Raw genomic sequence first — 14,169 nt, 5'->3', positions numbered from 1 at the left:
CGCCGCTGTTACCGCCATGTGTCGCCGGGACTTCCGCGCCGTGGCGTCACTGTGCGGCTGCGGGGCACGCCCGGCGTGTTTGCGAGAGTCTGGTGTTCGAACATGTGTTCGTCTATGATGGACATATGACCACGGTCACCGGTGTTCCCCTCGATGAGCAGTCGTGCGTTCCCGGGTTCCCGGATGTGGATGCGGTGCGGGCGCGGTTCGAGCGGCTCGCGATGGTGGTCGACGAGGTGTCGCCGTCGCCGGTGCTGGTGGATCGGATGGCTGCGTTGGTCGCGTTGCGCAACAGTGTGGATGCTGCGCTGGCGGCGACCGAGTTGGCGTTCGCCCGCCGGCATGCCGCGGAGGCCGGTCGCGATCCGGCTCTGCTCGATCCGGCTCTGCTCGATCCGGCTCTGCTCGATCCGGCTCTGCTCGATCCGGCTCTGCTCGATCCGGCTCTGCTCGATCCGGCTCTGCTCGATCCGGAGCGTCTCGAGCGCAGTATCGGCGCGCAGATCGGGCTGGCGAATCGGGCTTCGCCGACGGTGGGTCGTCATCGGATGTGTGCGGCCCGGGATCTGCACGACGGTCTGGGTCGTGTGCGTGGGTTGTTCGCGGCGGGGGAGGTCGACGGGTATCGGGTGTCGATCGTGGTCGCGGCGACGGCGCATCTCGACGCGGGGGAGCGGGCGGAGGTCGATCGGCGGTTGGGTGAGCACGACATCGCCCGGCTCGGGGTGGCCCGGTTGCGGAATCTGGTGCGTGCGTTGGTCGCGGAGGTGGCGCCGGGGAAGTTCGGGCAGCGTTGCCGGGTGGCGCGGGCGGGGCGGCGGGTGACGCTGCGGCAGGCGCCCGACGGGATGGTTGATCTGCGGGCGCATCTGCCCGTCGAGCAGGGGGTGGCCTGTTTCGCGGCGTTGCGCAAGGCGTTCGACGGGGTCCAGATCGCGCCGGAGCCGTTGACCCGTACTCGTGGGCAGGTCATGGCCGACACGCTGGTGGAGCGGGTGACCGGGCGGGTGAGTGCCGAGCATGTCGATGTCGAGGTGCAGGTGGTGGTTCCGGTGGAGGCGTTGCTCGACGAGGACAGTCCGCTTCCTGCGGAGATCGGGGGGTTCGGGCCGGTCCCGGTGGGGTTCCTGGCCGGGGTGCGTGGGCGGAGGTTGTTGCGGCGGTTGCTGACGAGGAAGGGGATGGTGGTGGGTGGGGATTCGCGGTCGCGGTGTTTCCCGGCGGGGCTGGCGGATCTGATCCGGGCTCGTGATCGGCATCGGTGTTCTGCGCCTTACTGTGATGCCCCGGCCCGGCAGATCGATCATGTGGTGCGGGCTGTTGATGGTGGCCCGACCAGTTATGACAATGGTCGTGCGGTGTGCGAGTTGCACAACTATCTGCGGGAGCAGCCGGGGTGGTGGGTCGAGCCCACCGCGGAGGGCACGTGCACTACCACCCCGACCGGGCACACCTACCACCACCGGACGCAGCCCCTCGGCTCCCCGCAACCGACCGGCCCGGAACCGCTCGGCCCCCCGGGTCCGGTCACGGTGCGGCCCGCGGGGGCCGGGCCAGGCTCGCCTGCTGGCGGGCCGCCTCGCCGGGCGTCATCGGGTCGCCGTGCCCGGGGACGTACCGCAGCGCGTCCCGGGTGAGAACCTCCGCCAGTGCGTCGGCCCAGCGGCCCGGATAGGCGTCCGGGCCGACCGAGGGCGGGGCGCCGTTCTCCAAGAGGTCACCGGCGAACAGCACGGCGGCGTCCGGGACATGCACGGCCAGGTCGTGCCCGGTGTGTGCGGGGCCGGGATGCAGCAGTTCGACGACGCGTCCGCCGAGATCGAGATGGTGCGACGAGCCCGGGCGTGGGCAGACCGGGTGGTCCGGGAGCACCGGTGTCGTCCCAGCCAGCGCGTCGGCGGTGTCCCGGTCCCCGGTGTCGCGGTAGTGCCGGACCCACTGCGCCTTCTGGGCGGCCACGGTCACCGCGACGGCTGCCGCGCAGCCGGCCTGGGCGTACACCGGCGAACCGGGGAACGCCGAGGTCCCGAAGCAGTGGTCGAAGTGCGCGTGGGTGATCACGACCAGCACCGGCAGGGCGGTCAGCTCCCGCACGGCACCGGCCAGCTCGGCGCCCTGCCGGTCGTCGCCGCGGGTGTCGATCACCAGCGCCCGGTCGCCCCCCAGCACCAGGCCGGTGGTCAGGTCCAGCTCGGCGTGCCTGCGGGCCAGGACGCCGTCGGCGAGTTCGGTCCAGCTGCCGTCCACGCGCCCATCCTGCCCCGGTGATCACCGCCTCGTGTACGACCGGTGCCACCGGCGGCACCGATCCACCACCGGGTCGCGATCACCCGGGGATCAGATCGCGATCGCGCCGCGGCCCGGGCCACCCAGGAACTCCGCGGTGCCCCGGGCGACCCGCTCGGCGGTCCAGGCGCAGGCCAGCGCGTCGAGCACGTCGTCGAGCCGGGCGGCCCCCGGCAGGTCACCGAGCAACCGCGCCGGGTCGATCCATCCGGCCAGCGCGGCGATCCGCTGCCCGGCTCCGCGGGCGGTCTTCTTGGAGGCGAACCCCACCGCCGGGGCCATCGTGCGGAACGACAGCTCCGGATGCGCCTCCACCACCGATCCCGGCAGCTCCACCCGCTGGAACTCGCGGATCTTCGGCACGATGTTCCAGGTCTGCACGCTGATCTTGCGCCCGGTGACCCGCTGCGCGGCGGCGCAGGCGTCCGGGTAGCTGTCCGCGGCCAGCACCTGCTCGGGCGGGGTGGGGAACAGCGACGAGCGGGCCGTCCCCAGCCGGGCGGCCGCCTCGACCTCGGCCGGTCGGCGCACCCCACCGGCCGGAAGGACCAGCGGGATGTCCACCCCGACGGCGTCGCACCCGGTGCCGAGCTCCAGCACCGCGGCCGCGTCCGGCACCACCGACCAGCTCACCCGCCGTGTCCGGCCGCTGCCGGAGAGCACACACACCACCCAGCCCCCAGGGACCCCGTCCACCCCGCCGACGCGCATGGGGAAGGATCCTGCCCCGTGCGCGTCTACCTGGGCAGTGACCACGCCGGCTTCGAGGTCAAGGGCAAGCTCGTCGAGTACCTGACCGAGCAGGGCCACGAGGTGATCGACGTCGGGGCTCCGACGTACGACGCCCTCGACGACTACCCCGCCTGGTGCATCGAGACGGCCCGCCGGGTCGTCGGGGACCCGGGGGCACTCGGGATCGTGCTGGGCGGCTCCGGAAACGGCGAGCAGATCGCCGCGAACAAGGTGCAGGGCATCCGGGCCGCGCTGGCCTGGAACGAGGACACCGCGCGGCTCGCCAGGCAGCACAACGATGCCCAGATCATCGGCGTCGGCGCCCGCCAGCACCCGTTCACCGAGGTCGCCGCGATCGTCGAGGCCTTCCTGGCGACCCCGTTCTCCGGCGACGAGCGCCACCAGCGGCGGATCGACCAGATGCTCGGTTACGAGCGGAGCGGCGAGATCGAGCTGCCGAGCTAGTGCCGGAGGGGCACACGCTGCACCGCCTCGCGCGGTTGCACCGCAGGCTGTTCGTCAAGCGGCCGGTCGCGGTGTCCAGCCCGCAGGGCCGGTTCGCCGCATCCGCCGAGCTGCTCGACGGCCAGGTGATGACCGGCGCCGAGGCGCACGGCAAACACCTGTTCCACCGGTACGGCGCCGGGCGGGTCGTGCACGTCCATCTCGGGCTGTACGGGACGTTCGCCGAGCACGAGCTGCCGGTGCCGGAGCCGGTCGGGCAGCTGCGGATGCGGCTGATCGGCGAGACGCACTACGCCGACCTGCGCGGCCCGACCGCCTGTGAGCTGATCACCGCGGCCGAGGCGCGGGCGCTGCGGGCCCGGCTCGGGCCCGATCCGCTGCGTCGCGACGCCGATCCGGAACGGGTGCGGGAGCGGATCTCGCGCTCCCGCAGCCCGCTCGCCACGCTGCTGATGGACCAGTCCGTGATCGCCGGCGTCGGGAACGTGTACCGGGCCGAGCTGCTGTTCCGGCACGGCCTCGATCCGCTGCTGCCCGGCCGGTCGCTGGACCGGGAGACCTGGGACGCGATGTGGCCGGACCTGGTCGCGCTGATGCGCGACGGCGTCCGTACCGGCCGGATCGACACCGTCGCCCCCGAGCACGACCCGCGCCGCCGGGGCGAGCCCGGCCGGCGCGACCGGCACGGCGGTGAGGTCTACGTCTACCGCCGGGCCGGTCTGCCCTGCCTGATCTGCGGGACACCGGTGCGGCACGCCGAGCACGCCGCGCGGAACCTGTTCTGGTGTCCGACGTGCCAGCCGGAACACCGTTAGGGTCCGGACCGTGGTGGAACAGAAGCCGATCGAGTGCTGGATGACCGACATGGACGGCGTCCTCGTCCGCGAGGGCAGCATCGTCCCGGGCGCGGACACGTTGCTGTCGCGGCTGCGGGAGAAGGGCGTCCCGTTCCTCGTCCTGACCAACAACAGCATCCACACCCCGCGTGACCTGCGGTACCGGCTGCAGGCGACCGGCCTGGACGTGCCCGAGGAGTCGATCTGGACCTCGGCGCTGGCGACCGCGGCGTTCCTGTCCGAGCAGCGCCCGCAGGGCAGCGCCTACGTGATCGGCGAGGCCGGGCTGACCACCGCGCTGCACGACGTCGGCTACGTCATCACCGACCGGAACCCGGACTACGTGGTGCTGGGGGAGACCCGCACCTACAGCTTCTCCTCGATTGCGACCGCGATGCGGCTGGTCGAGCAGGGCTCCCGGTTCGTCGCCACCAATCCCGACGCCACCGGGCCCTCGCCGGAGGGCATCCTCCCGGCGACCGGATCGGTCGCGGCGATGATCTCCAAGGCGACCGGCGTCGACCCGTACTTCGTGGGCAAGCCGAACCCGCTGATGATGCGGGCTGCGCTGAACCGGCTGGGCGCGCACTCCGAGTCCACGGTGATGATCGGGGACCGGATGGACACCGACATCCTGGCCGGGCTGGAGGCCGGGATGCGCACGGTGCTGGTGCTCACCGGGATCACCCGGGAGTCCGAGATCGACCGCTTCCCGTTCCGGCCGTCCCGGGTGGTCCCGTCGGTCGCCGACCTGATCGACGACGTCTGACCCCGGCGCCTGCGCTTGCGAATTACACGTATGTGGTTCACCCTCGAACGCATGTACGGAAACGAGGTGTCCTGGTGCCGGTGCCCGGGTTGCGGCACCGAGGCCGAGCTGCCCGCGGTGGAGACCGTCGGGATCGCGGTGCCGTGCCCGGACTGCACGGACCCGATGGTGCCGGAGTGGACCTGGGAGTCCGCGGCCTGACCGGCCGCCGGTCTCCTCTGCCCGCTCAGACCCGGAAGCCCAGCGCGCTCTGTTCGCCGCGGGCCAGTGCAGCCACGTGGTCGTCGACGGTGGTCAGCGAGTGCAGATCGTGCCCGTTGCGCATCGCCGACACCAGCGCGCGCTCCGCGGCCTCGATGCCCTCGGCGGCGTCGATGACCGCGGCGAACCGGTCCGGGGCGGCGATCAGCAGCCCGTCGTCGTCGCCGCAGACCAGGTCGCCGGGGCCGACCACGAGCCCGCCGAACGACACCGGCTCGTCGATCGTCCCGGGATCCCGGGTGCTCCCGGAAGCCGGGCAGGTGCCGCGGGCGAACACCGGCAACCCGGTCGACCGCAGTCCGCGCAGGTCGCGGACCAGGCCGTCGACGACGATCCCGGCCAATCCGCGTCGCTTCGCCTCGCCGGCGAACAGCTCGCCCGCGACCGCCCTGGTGCCGCCGGACCCGGCCACCACCAGCACCGCCCCGGGGGTGGCGGCCCGCAGCGCCGCGAACATCGGCAGATGGTCGTCCACACAGCTCACGGTGACGGCGGGGCCGACCATCGTGACGTCCGGGACGAGCGCCCGGATGGCCGGATCCACCACCGGGAACGACTTGTCGGCATCGCACAGCGACGACACCTGCATGTCGCGCAGCCGGCCCAGGAGATCGGTCATCGCACGATCCTCTCTCCTGCGGCGCTACGGGGCGAACGCGGAGCGGCGGACCTTGCCCGCGTCGTCCCGCAGCGGCTGGTCGACGAACTCGTAGCTGCGCGGGAGCTTCTGCGGCCCGAGCAGGGCGGCCATGTGCTCCCGCAGCCGGTCGGCGAGACCGGACGCCGGGTCGGCCTGGACGACGGCGTGCACGATCCGGCCGTAGTCCTCGTCGGGCAGCCCGACGACGACGGCGTCGTGCACCTCCGGATGTGCCAGCAGCGCGGCCTCGACCTCCGCCGGATACACGTTCGCCCCACCGACCAGGATCATGTCCGCTCGCCGGTCGGCGAGCAGCAGGTAGCCGTCGGCGTCGAAGGAACCCATGTCGCCTAGCGACTCCCAGCCGTCCCGCTGCCGGGCGGTGGCCCCCAGGTAGTGGTAGGTCGGCGGGCCGTCGGGACGCATCCAGATCTCGCCGGTGCGGCCGGGCGGGAGCTCGCGGAAGTCGTCGTCGCGCACCGTGATCCGGCCGCGGGTGACCCGGCCGACCGAGCCCGGATGCGCGAGCCACTCCCGGCCGTCGATCGCGGTACCCGCCTGCGACTCGGTGCCCGCGTAGATCTCCAGCACGGTCTCCGGCCCGACCCGCTCCAGCCAGCCGCGCTTGACCTGCGGCGGGCAGGGCGCGCCGACGTGCAGGACGGTGCGCAGCGAACCGAGGTCCGCCGACGCCCAGTCCGCCGCGGGCAGCCGCAGCATCCGGCCCATCATCGTCGGGACGACGTAGAGCCAGGTGACACCGTGCTCCCCGATCAGGGACAGCGTGCGGGCCGCGTCGAACCGCTGCATCAGCACGACGTGATGGCCCTGCAGCAACGCCATCAGCGAGAACATGTAAGGCGCGTTGTGGTGCAGCGGCGCGGTGCAGAGCAGGACGCCGTCGCGGTCGATGCGCAGCCCGTCGACCCGGGCCAGCACCTGCTCCACGCAGGCGGCCTGCCCGGCCACGATCAGCTTGGGCCGCCCGGTGCTGCCACCGGAGGTCGGCGCCTTCCAGGACGGCCCGACGACGTCGGGCAGCGGGCCGTCGTCGTATCCGGCCGGGTCCGGCGGATCGGTGTCGACGACGATCGCCGGCCGGGCGATTTCCAGCACGGCGTCCCGTTCCGGCGCCGGCAGCCGCGCCGAGAGCGGCTGGGGGACCGCGCCGAGCTTCCACGCCGCGACCGAACACTCCAGGTGCCGCACCGTGTTCGGCAGTGCGATCGAGACCAGGTCGCCGTGCGCCACCCCGCGATCGGCGAACGCGCGGGCCAGCTGGTTGGTGCGGGCGTCGAACCCGGCCCTGGTGTGCACGGTGTCGCCGTCGGAGGCCAGCGGCGCGTCCGGGGCCTGCGCGACGAGCTCGCGCAGGCGGACCGCGAGCGGGGTCGCGCCGGGGGTCGGCGGGGGCGGCGGGAAGCGGGTTGTCACAAGCCCTCCGGTAATCGGCTGTGTCGACACGATATGGCGGATGTCGGCCTCCGGGACGAGCGGTAACACCGGGGGGACGGTCCTCGAAGGTCTCAGCAGGTCCGTTTGCCGCACCACGATGCCTGCCGATCAGGCTGATCGTGCGCGCTCTGCGGAGTATCTGACACCCTTTTGTATTCGGGCTCGGGCCCGGGCGGTCTTCGGCGAGGACGGGAGCAGCGGCGCTGTGACGACGGGGAACGTGGATTCGGTCCCGGCTGGAGCGGACTGGTGCCCGCCGGGCCGAGCCGTCACCGTCGCCGGGATCGCCATCCGTTGCGGAGCGTTCTGGTTCGGTCCGGGTGACGAGCCGTCGACCGTGGATCCGTACCTGCAGGTCGACGGGCGATCTCCGGACTGGGGCGCGACCACCGTCACCGATCTCCGTTATGACCGGCTCAGCCCCTCGGCCCGCGCGGCGTACCTGGTGTGGCTCGCATCGGGGCGGCGGGCGCCCGAGGCGCCCACCGTGTGGCCGGAGCTGTACCTGTGGGGACTCGAGCGTCGCATGATCGTCGACGGTGACGACGACCCGACCCTGCTGGCCGAAGTACGAGCGATCGGTGCCGTCTACGGCCGGTCGCCGGCTGTCGCTGCGCTCGTCGCCAGGCTTTCGGCGCTGGACCGGTCGGCCGGAGCACCTGCACTCGACCCGATGGCGGCCGGCCCACCGGCGGAGCTGGCGGTCGAGATCGGTCGCCGGGCACTGGCCCGGGAGCCAGTCACCGCGGAGTGGGCTCTTGCGTGGGCGTGGTACCACCCCGAACTACCGCGGCAGGACGCCGCGAGTCGGGTTCCCGAGCTGTTCGCCTCGTTGTGGCGGCACCGCTTCGGCGAGCGATATCCACAGGGACTGCCGGTACCGACCCGCCGTCGCCGGCTGGTGCTCGATTACGTGCCGGACAACCCCTCGTTGCCACGGCCGGTCGACCGGACGATCGCAGATGCGTCCGACGTCGTGACCCATCCTCAGCCGTCCGCGACGCTGGCTGAGATCACCGACGCCGTCGAGCGGGAGCTGCAACCGTTCGCCAGGTGGGCGACCCGGCACCCGGACCGGGTGTCCGGTATCGCTGCCGCTGCACTGCTGCCCGAGCTGCTGCTCGCCGAAAGCCCGGCCGGAGCCGCTGCGGCACCGCTCATCGAGTGGGCGGTGCAGAACTCGTCCGAGACCGCCCCGGTGGTGGTCTCGGGGCGGGAGCTGACCGCGCTGTGGACGGCCGGTGTCGCGGACGGCCGGCTGGACCAGGCCGACTCGGTCGCGCTCGCACAGATCCTCGAGAGGCGCGGCATCGGTATCGAACCGGACGTCCGGTTCGGTGGGCGCCCGATCCCACCGGACGGTCCAGTGGTGCTCTTCCGGACCGGAGCGGCGGCTGCGGCGGCTCCGTCGTCGTCCTACGTGCTCGCCGCGGTCACGTCCGAGCTGTGCCTTGCCGTCGCTGCCGCGGACGGCAGCGTCGACGATGCGGAGGCCGGGCTGCTCGCCGACCGGCTCGACCGGATCGAGGATCTGACCGTCGCCGAGCGAGCGCGGCTCGCCGCGCATCGCCGGCTCGTCGGGGCGAAGGCCATCGACCTCGATGAGGTCGCGGTCCGGACCCGAGACCTGAACGAGGAGGCACGGAGAGAACTCGCCGTCGCCGTCACCGACGTCGCGATGGTGGACGGCCGGGTCGACGAGGCGGAACGCCGCACCGTCGTCGCGGTCTACCGCCTGCTGGGCGTCGACGTCGCCGAGGCCGAGGCGCGGCTGTCCGGTCCGAGCACGACCGATGTGCCGGAGGTCGAGGTGAGCCCGACCGGGCAGGTGGATCCCGGTGCCTCGCCTGATCGACCGCAGGAACCGGGTGCCTCCAGGGCTGCGGGGATGCCCCGGCTCGTGGCCCTGGACCAAGAACGACTCGCTCGCACTCAATCCTCGAACGCCGACGTGCGGGCTCTTCTCGGCGCGATCTTCGCCGAGGACGAAGACGAGGAAGAGGACGAGGCGGAGGAGGCCCCGGCGCCGGAACCGAGCCCCTCCTCGGAGGAGACCGTCGGCGGGCTGGATCGCCGCCATTCCGCTCTGTTGTTCGAGCTGGCCGAGGCCGGTGTGTGGACCAGGCCCGAGCTCGAGCGGGCGTGCTCGCTGCTCGCGGTCCTGCCGGACGGTGCGTTGGACGTCGTGAACGAGGCCGCGTTCGACATCGTCGGGGACCCCGTGATCGAGCTGAAGGACGGCGGCGCCGTTGCCGTCGACCGTGAAGTTCTGGAGGAGATGCGCGTATGAACCGACCCGTACGGATCAAGGCCCGAGAGCGTGACGCGCTCATCCAGTCCTTGCGGGCCGGTGTCGTGCCCCGCACGGGGCAGCATCTGATCCAGGTCGGTCGCCACCAGGAGCTGAGCGCGCTGTTGGCCGACATCGCACGGATCTCCGACGGCGGTTCGGCCGTCCGGTTCGTGATCGGCGACTACGGGTCGGGAAAGACGTTCTTCCTGAACCTCGTCCGTGCTGTCGCGGCCCAGAAGAAGCTGGTCACCCTGCACGCGGACCTGAACCCGGGGCGCCGTCTGGCGTCCTCCGGGGGGCAGGCGCGCGGGCTCTACACCGAGCTGATGCGCAACACCGGCACCCAGGCCCGTCCGGACGGCGCTCTGGCGGCGGTCGTCGAACGGTTCGTCACCCAGGCGATGGATACGGCCCGCGACCAGGGCACCAGCCCCAGCAAGGTCATCCGCTCCCGGCTGGAGGAACTCACCGAGCTCGTCGGCGGGTACGACTTCGCGCACGTCATCGACGCTTACTGGCGCGGTCACGACACCGACGACGACGCGCTGCAGGCGCACGCGGTCCGCTGGCTCCGCGGCGAGTACTCCACGAAGACCGAAGCCAGGTCCGATCTGGGCGTCCGGACGATCGTCGACGACAGTTCGTTCTACGACCAGTTGAAGCTGCTCGCCCGCTTCGTCCGGCTCGCCGGGTACCAGGGCCTGCTGGTGTGCCTGGACGAGATGGTCAACCTGTACAAGATCGCGCACAAGGGTGCCCGCGAGGCCAACTACGAGCAGATCCTGCGGATCGTCAACGATGTCCTGCAGGGCAATGCCGAAGGGCTCGGCTTCGTATTCGGCGGGACCCCGGACTTCCTGGCCGACTCGCGTCGCGGCCTCCACTCGTACGGTGCGCTCGCCTCCCGGCTCGGGGAGAACCGCTTCGCCACGGACGATCTGGTCGACTACTCGGGTCCGGTGCTGAGACTGGAACAGCTCTCGCAGGAGGACTTCCACGTGCTGCTGGAGAACGTGCGGCACGTGCACGCCTCCGGGGATCCGGACAAGTACCTCGTTCCGGACGAGGCGATCGACGCATTCATGGCCCATTGCCGCCGCCAGATCGGCGAGGCGTACTTCCGTACCCCGCGGAACACGATCAAGGCCTTCTGCGACCTTCTCGCCCTGCTGGAGCAGAATCCGGGGCGCGGCTGGCAGGAGGTACTGGGCCAGACGAGCGTCGCCGTGGAGACCAACCCGGACCTGGAGCCGTTGGACGAGGACGCCGACGATGACCTCGTCAGCTTCTGACACCGCCTACGCCCGGCTCGCGGAACCCGTTCGGCGCTGGATCCACGGGCAGGGCTGGACCGGACTGCACGACGTGCAGGCGCGGGCCGTCGAGCCGGTGCTGGCGGCGGACCGGGACATACTCATCACAGCCGCGACAGCGGCCGGGAAGACCGAGGCGGCCTTCCTCCCGGCGCTGTCGCATCTGGTCGAGCGCAGGGCCTCCGGCCGGGCACCCGATGGGGTGGAGGTGCTCTACCTCTCCCCGCTGAAGGCGTTGATCAACGACCAGACGCGGCGGTTGGAACCGATCGGCGAGGAGCTGGGCATCCCGGTCCACCCGTGGCACGGGGACGTGACGGCTGCCCGGCGCACCAGGGTCTGGCGCGACCGATCGGGCGTGCTGCTGATCACTCCGGAGTCGGTCGAGGGGATCTTCTGTCATCGGGGCGACCGGGCGAAGGCCCTGTTCGGAGATCTCCGATTCGTTATCGTGGACGAGCTGCACGCGTTCCCGGGGAGTCCCCGCGGTGCGCAGCTCGCGTCACTGATGCACCGGATCGACCTGCTCGCGCGCCGCCGGGTTCCACGGATCGGGTTGTCTGCGACCGTCGGAAAGCTCGACGACGCGGCCGAGGCGCTGCGCCCCGGGGGAGGGCCCCGGGTGCACATCATCGAATCTGCGGTGGACGGGAGGTCCCGGCGTACCCGGGTGTACGCACACTCCGTGACAGCCGGGACGGGGGGCTCGTCGGCGATTGCGCGGCGCCTGTACAGCAGCCTGCGTGGCTCGACGAACCTCGTCTTCGCCAACGCCCGTACCGATGTCGAGTACTACGCCGACCGGCTCAGGCAGGAGTGCGAGCGCAGGCGCACACCGAACGAGTTCTTCGCGCATCACGGGAGCCTGTCCAAAGCTGAGCGGGAGGACGTCGAGGACCGGCTGCGCGGCGCCGATCTACCCGGAACGGCGGTGTGCACGTCGACCCTCGAGATGGGGATCGACATCGGCCAGGTGCGTGAGGTCGCGCAGGTCGGGCCGCCGCCCTCGGTAGCGGCCCTGCGGCAACGCTGGGGCCGCTCCGGTCGCCGGCCCGGTGAGCCGTCGATCCTCCGCATCTACGTCGCGGAACCCGACCTCGGTGTTGATCCCGAGCCGGTCGACGAGCTGCGTCCCCAGCTCGTCCAGGCGCTCGCGATGCTCCGGCTGGTCCGCGTGCACGATTGGTGCGAACCACCCGAGCACGGTGGACTTCATCTGTCGACGCTCGTCCAGCAGGTGCTGTCGCTCACCGCACAGTTCGGCGGGGTCGGTCCGGATCAGGCCGAGTCGGCCCTCTGCTCCCGCGGGCCGTTCCGCCGGGTCGGGGGCGACACGTTCCACCGGTTGCTCGGCGCGATGCACGGTGCGGAGCTCCTGACGACCGCAGGCGACGGGACGCTGCTGCCGGGGCTACGCGGCGAACGCGAGATCGAGCACTACGGATTCCTCGCCGCGTTCGCCACACCCGCCGCCTACCGGGTGGTCGCAGCCGGCCAGGAGATCGGCTCGGTGAGTGCGGCCTCGCCGCTGGTGCCGGACCGCGGACTCGTTCTCGCGGGGCGCCGATGGCGGGTGATCGCGGTGCACCAGTCCGACTGCCTGGTGGAGGTCGTCCCGGACAGCCAGGGCACCGTGGTCGCCTTCCCGGGCGGCGGGGCCGCCCGGGTGCATGATCGTGTCCGCGCCGAGATGCTCGCGATCTACCGGGGTGAGGATGATGGCATCGCGGACCTGTTGGACGACGGTGCTCGCGATCTGCTCGCCGCGGCTCGCTCCGCGTTCGAGCGGCTCCGGCTGCACGATCGCGACACGATCCCGAACGGACGATCCACCCTGGTGCTGCCGTGGCGGGGCGACCGCATGCTCGACACACTGCTCGTAGCCCTGCACCAGCGTGGACTGCGGGGCGACCGTGAAGGACCCGCGCTGCGGGTCACGGCGCCGGTGGCGGTCGTCGAGGAGGCACTGGGTGCACTCGCCCGCGCTGTCCCGCCGGATCCCACCCACCTGGCGGCGTCGGTTGCGGCCAAGGCCGAGGAGAAGTGGGACGACGTGCTGTCCCCCGGCCTGCTCGACGAGGCGTACGCGGCGCGCGCACTCGATGTGGACGCTGTGTGGGACTGGGCCCGGCACCGAACCCCGGCACCCGTACCCACCGACCATGCCGCCCCGGCTCCGGCAGCACCCGAGGTGGGGCTGTCCCGCGGTATCCCGAGCGGCACCGGATTCGCCGTCGTCGATGTCGAGACGACCGGTCTGGCGCCGGGAGCCGGGCACCGGATCGTCGAGATCGCCGTCGTCCGGTGCCGGTCGGACGGCTCGGTCGAGGACAGCTGGCACACCCTGCTGGATCCGGGGCGTGATCCCGGCCCGGTCGACGTGCACGGCCTGCGACCGGAGGATCTCGCCGGGGCGCCATCGTTCTCCGATGTGGCGGGGGACCTGGCAGATCTGCTGGCCGGGCGGGTCGTGGTTGCGCACAACGTGCGGTTCGACCTCTCCTTCCTGCGGGCCGAGTTCGAGCGGATCGGGGCGCTCCCGCCGGCGTGGCCCCTGCTGTGCACGATGGAACTGATCGACCGGCTGCCGGGGTCGGCCGATCGAGCCGGCCGCGGCCTGGCGGACGCCTGCGCCGCATTCGGCGTGGAACTCCGTTCGGCGCACACCGCTCTCGGTGATGCACGTGCCACAGCAGCACTGCTGGCCGCGCAGATCGCGAGCGCGGGTACGGCGAACGTCCTGGATCTCGGCGTCACCCCGGCGGCGATCCCCGGGCCGTGGAGCCCCGCACGGCCCTCCGGGCGGGTCCTGCATCGCGGCGGCGGGGTGGCTCCAGCACGGCGGATTCCGGCCGTCCGAGGTGCCGATGCCGCCGAGACGGCTTACGCCGACGCGGTCGTCCTGGCGCTGGACAGCGGCGGGATCTCCAGTGCGGAGACGGACCACCTCCTGGAGGTCGCCCGCTCCAGGAACGTCGATGACGCCGTCGTCTCACGGATCCACGAGCGAGAATCTGCGCGCGGCGACGTCTCGGACGAGAGCCGCCGGCACCTGGACATCGTGCAGGCACTGATGCGCTCGTGACGAGGTTCGAGTAGGGCTGCCCACCGCCTGGACT

At 72.0% G+C, this 14,169-nt stretch carries 12 protein-coding genes; 7 read left to right on the top strand and 5 right to left on the bottom strand.

All coding sequences use genetic code 11. The features are described 5' to 3' along the window. Positions 1-8: 8 nt before the first annotated feature. The 3 genes from Pdca_RS35790 to Pdca_RS25920 all read right to left on the bottom strand — a co-directional run bounded on the left by Pdca_RS35790 (position 9) and on the right by Pdca_RS25920 (position 2,997). Positions 9-1,259 (bottom strand): hypothetical protein, encoded by a 1,251-nt coding sequence (locus tag Pdca_RS35790; RefSeq protein ID WP_158092049.1) that lies wholly within the window; start codon positions 1,257-1,259, stop codon positions 9-11. Between the two features lie 268 nt (positions 1,260-1,527). Next, positions 1,528-2,247 carry an MBL fold metallo-hydrolase gene (locus tag Pdca_RS25925; RefSeq protein WP_085910959.1) on the bottom strand — a complete coding sequence of 240 codons (720 nt, stop codon included), beginning with the start codon at positions 2,245-2,247 and terminating at the stop codon, positions 1,528-1,530. 90 nt (positions 2,248-2,337) lie between these two features. Continuing rightward, the gene (locus Pdca_RS25920; RefSeq protein ID WP_085910960.1) at positions 2,338-2,997 is read right to left on the bottom strand and encodes a DUF429 domain-containing protein; all 660 of its coding nucleotides are present in this window, start codon (positions 2,995-2,997) and stop codon (positions 2,338-2,340) included. 18 nt (positions 2,998-3,015) lie between these two features. Here Pdca_RS25920 and Pdca_RS25915 point away from each other — a divergent pair, with 18 nt between their 5' ends. From Pdca_RS25915 to Pdca_RS35785, 4 genes are read left to right on the top strand one after another with little or no spacing between them, the layout of a single operon-like run. Beyond that, the gene (locus Pdca_RS25915; protein WP_085910961.1) at positions 3,016-3,483 is read left to right on the top strand and encodes a ribose-5-phosphate isomerase; all 468 of its coding nucleotides are present in this window, start codon (positions 3,016-3,018) and stop codon (positions 3,481-3,483) included. Next, positions 3,483-4,298 (top strand): Fpg/Nei family DNA glycosylase, encoded by an 816-nt coding sequence (locus Pdca_RS25910; protein ID WP_085910962.1) that lies wholly within the window; start codon positions 3,483-3,485, stop codon positions 4,296-4,298. The genes Pdca_RS25915 and Pdca_RS25910 overlap by 1 nt, the downstream gene beginning before the upstream one ends. A gap of 49 nt (positions 4,299-4,347) precedes the next feature. Further along, a complete protein-coding gene (locus Pdca_RS25905) occupies positions 4,348-5,088 on the top strand; it encodes an HAD-IIA family hydrolase (RefSeq protein WP_197720121.1) in 741 nt (246 codons plus the stop codon). Between the two features lie 51 nt (positions 5,089-5,139). Continuing rightward, on the top strand, positions 5,140-5,289 hold the full coding sequence (locus Pdca_RS35785) for a hypothetical protein (RefSeq protein ID WP_158092050.1): 150 nt from the start codon (positions 5,140-5,142) through the stop codon (positions 5,287-5,289). Positions 5,290-5,314: 25 nt separating this feature from the next. Here Pdca_RS35785 and Pdca_RS25900 read toward each other — a convergent pair whose 3' ends face one another. Both Pdca_RS25900 and Pdca_RS25895 read right to left on the bottom strand, forming a co-directional pair. Further along, the gene (locus Pdca_RS25900) at positions 5,315-5,968 is read right to left on the bottom strand and encodes an RraA family protein (protein ID WP_085910964.1); all 654 of its coding nucleotides are present in this window, start codon (positions 5,966-5,968) and stop codon (positions 5,315-5,317) included. Between the two features lie 24 nt (positions 5,969-5,992). Continuing rightward, positions 5,993-7,423, bottom strand: coding sequence for an AMP-binding protein (locus Pdca_RS25895; protein ID WP_085910965.1), 1,431 nt, complete (start codon positions 7,421-7,423; stop codon positions 5,993-5,995). A gap of 40 nt (positions 7,424-7,463) precedes the next feature. Here Pdca_RS25895 and Pdca_RS25890 point away from each other — a divergent pair, with 40 nt between their 5' ends. The 3 genes from Pdca_RS25890 to Pdca_RS25880 are packed head-to-tail and all read left to right on the top strand — an operon-like array spanning position 7,464 to position 14,135. Beyond that, on the top strand, positions 7,464-9,734 hold the full coding sequence (locus Pdca_RS25890) for a TerB N-terminal domain-containing protein (RefSeq protein WP_085910966.1): 2,271 nt from the start codon (positions 7,464-7,466) through the stop codon (positions 9,732-9,734). Then, positions 9,731-11,029 (top strand): ATP-binding protein, encoded by a 1,299-nt coding sequence (locus tag Pdca_RS25885; RefSeq protein ID WP_085910967.1) that lies wholly within the window; start codon positions 9,731-9,733, stop codon positions 11,027-11,029. The genes Pdca_RS25890 and Pdca_RS25885 overlap by 4 nt, the downstream gene beginning before the upstream one ends. Next, a complete protein-coding gene (locus tag Pdca_RS25880; protein WP_085910968.1) occupies positions 11,010-14,135 on the top strand; it encodes a DEAD/DEAH box helicase in 3,126 nt (1,041 codons plus the stop codon). The genes Pdca_RS25885 and Pdca_RS25880 overlap by 20 nt, the downstream gene beginning before the upstream one ends. Positions 14,136-14,169 lie beyond the last annotated feature (34 nt).

The organism is Pseudonocardia autotrophica, assembly GCF_003945385.1.
Lineage (GTDB): Bacteria > Actinomycetota > Actinomycetes > Mycobacteriales > Pseudonocardiaceae > Pseudonocardia > Pseudonocardia autotrophica.
This window is presented reverse-complemented; position numbering and strand designations above follow the sequence as displayed.

Bases quoted from the DNA above. Each gene is read 5' to 3' on its own strand.
- Pdca_RS35790 (WP_158092049.1), bottom strand. From the start codon at position 1,259: ATGCCGATCACGAGCCCGGATCAGATCCGCCAGCCCCGCCGGGAAACA.
- Pdca_RS25920 (WP_085910960.1), bottom strand. From the start codon at position 2,997: ATGCGCGTCGGCGGGGTGGACGGGGTCCCTGGGGGCTGGGTGGTGTGT.
- Pdca_RS25905 (WP_197720121.1), top strand. From the start codon at position 4,348: ATGGACGGCGTCCTCGTCCGCGAGGGCAGCATCGTCCCGGGCGCGGAC.
- Pdca_RS35785 (WP_158092050.1), top strand. From the start codon at position 5,140: ATGTACGGAAACGAGGTGTCCTGGTGCCGGTGCCCGGGTTGCGGCACC.
- Pdca_RS25900 (WP_085910964.1), bottom strand. From the start codon at position 5,968: ATGACCGATCTCCTGGGCCGGCTGCGCGACATGCAGGTGTCGTCGCTG.
- Pdca_RS25890 (WP_085910966.1), top strand. From the start codon at position 7,464: ATGTCGGCCTCCGGGACGAGCGGTAACACCGGGGGGACGGTCCTCGAA.
- Pdca_RS25885 (WP_085910967.1), top strand. From the start codon at position 9,731: ATGAACCGACCCGTACGGATCAAGGCCCGAGAGCGTGACGCGCTCATC.
- Pdca_RS25880 (WP_085910968.1), top strand. From the start codon at position 11,010: ATGACCTCGTCAGCTTCTGACACCGCCTACGCCCGGCTCGCGGAACCC.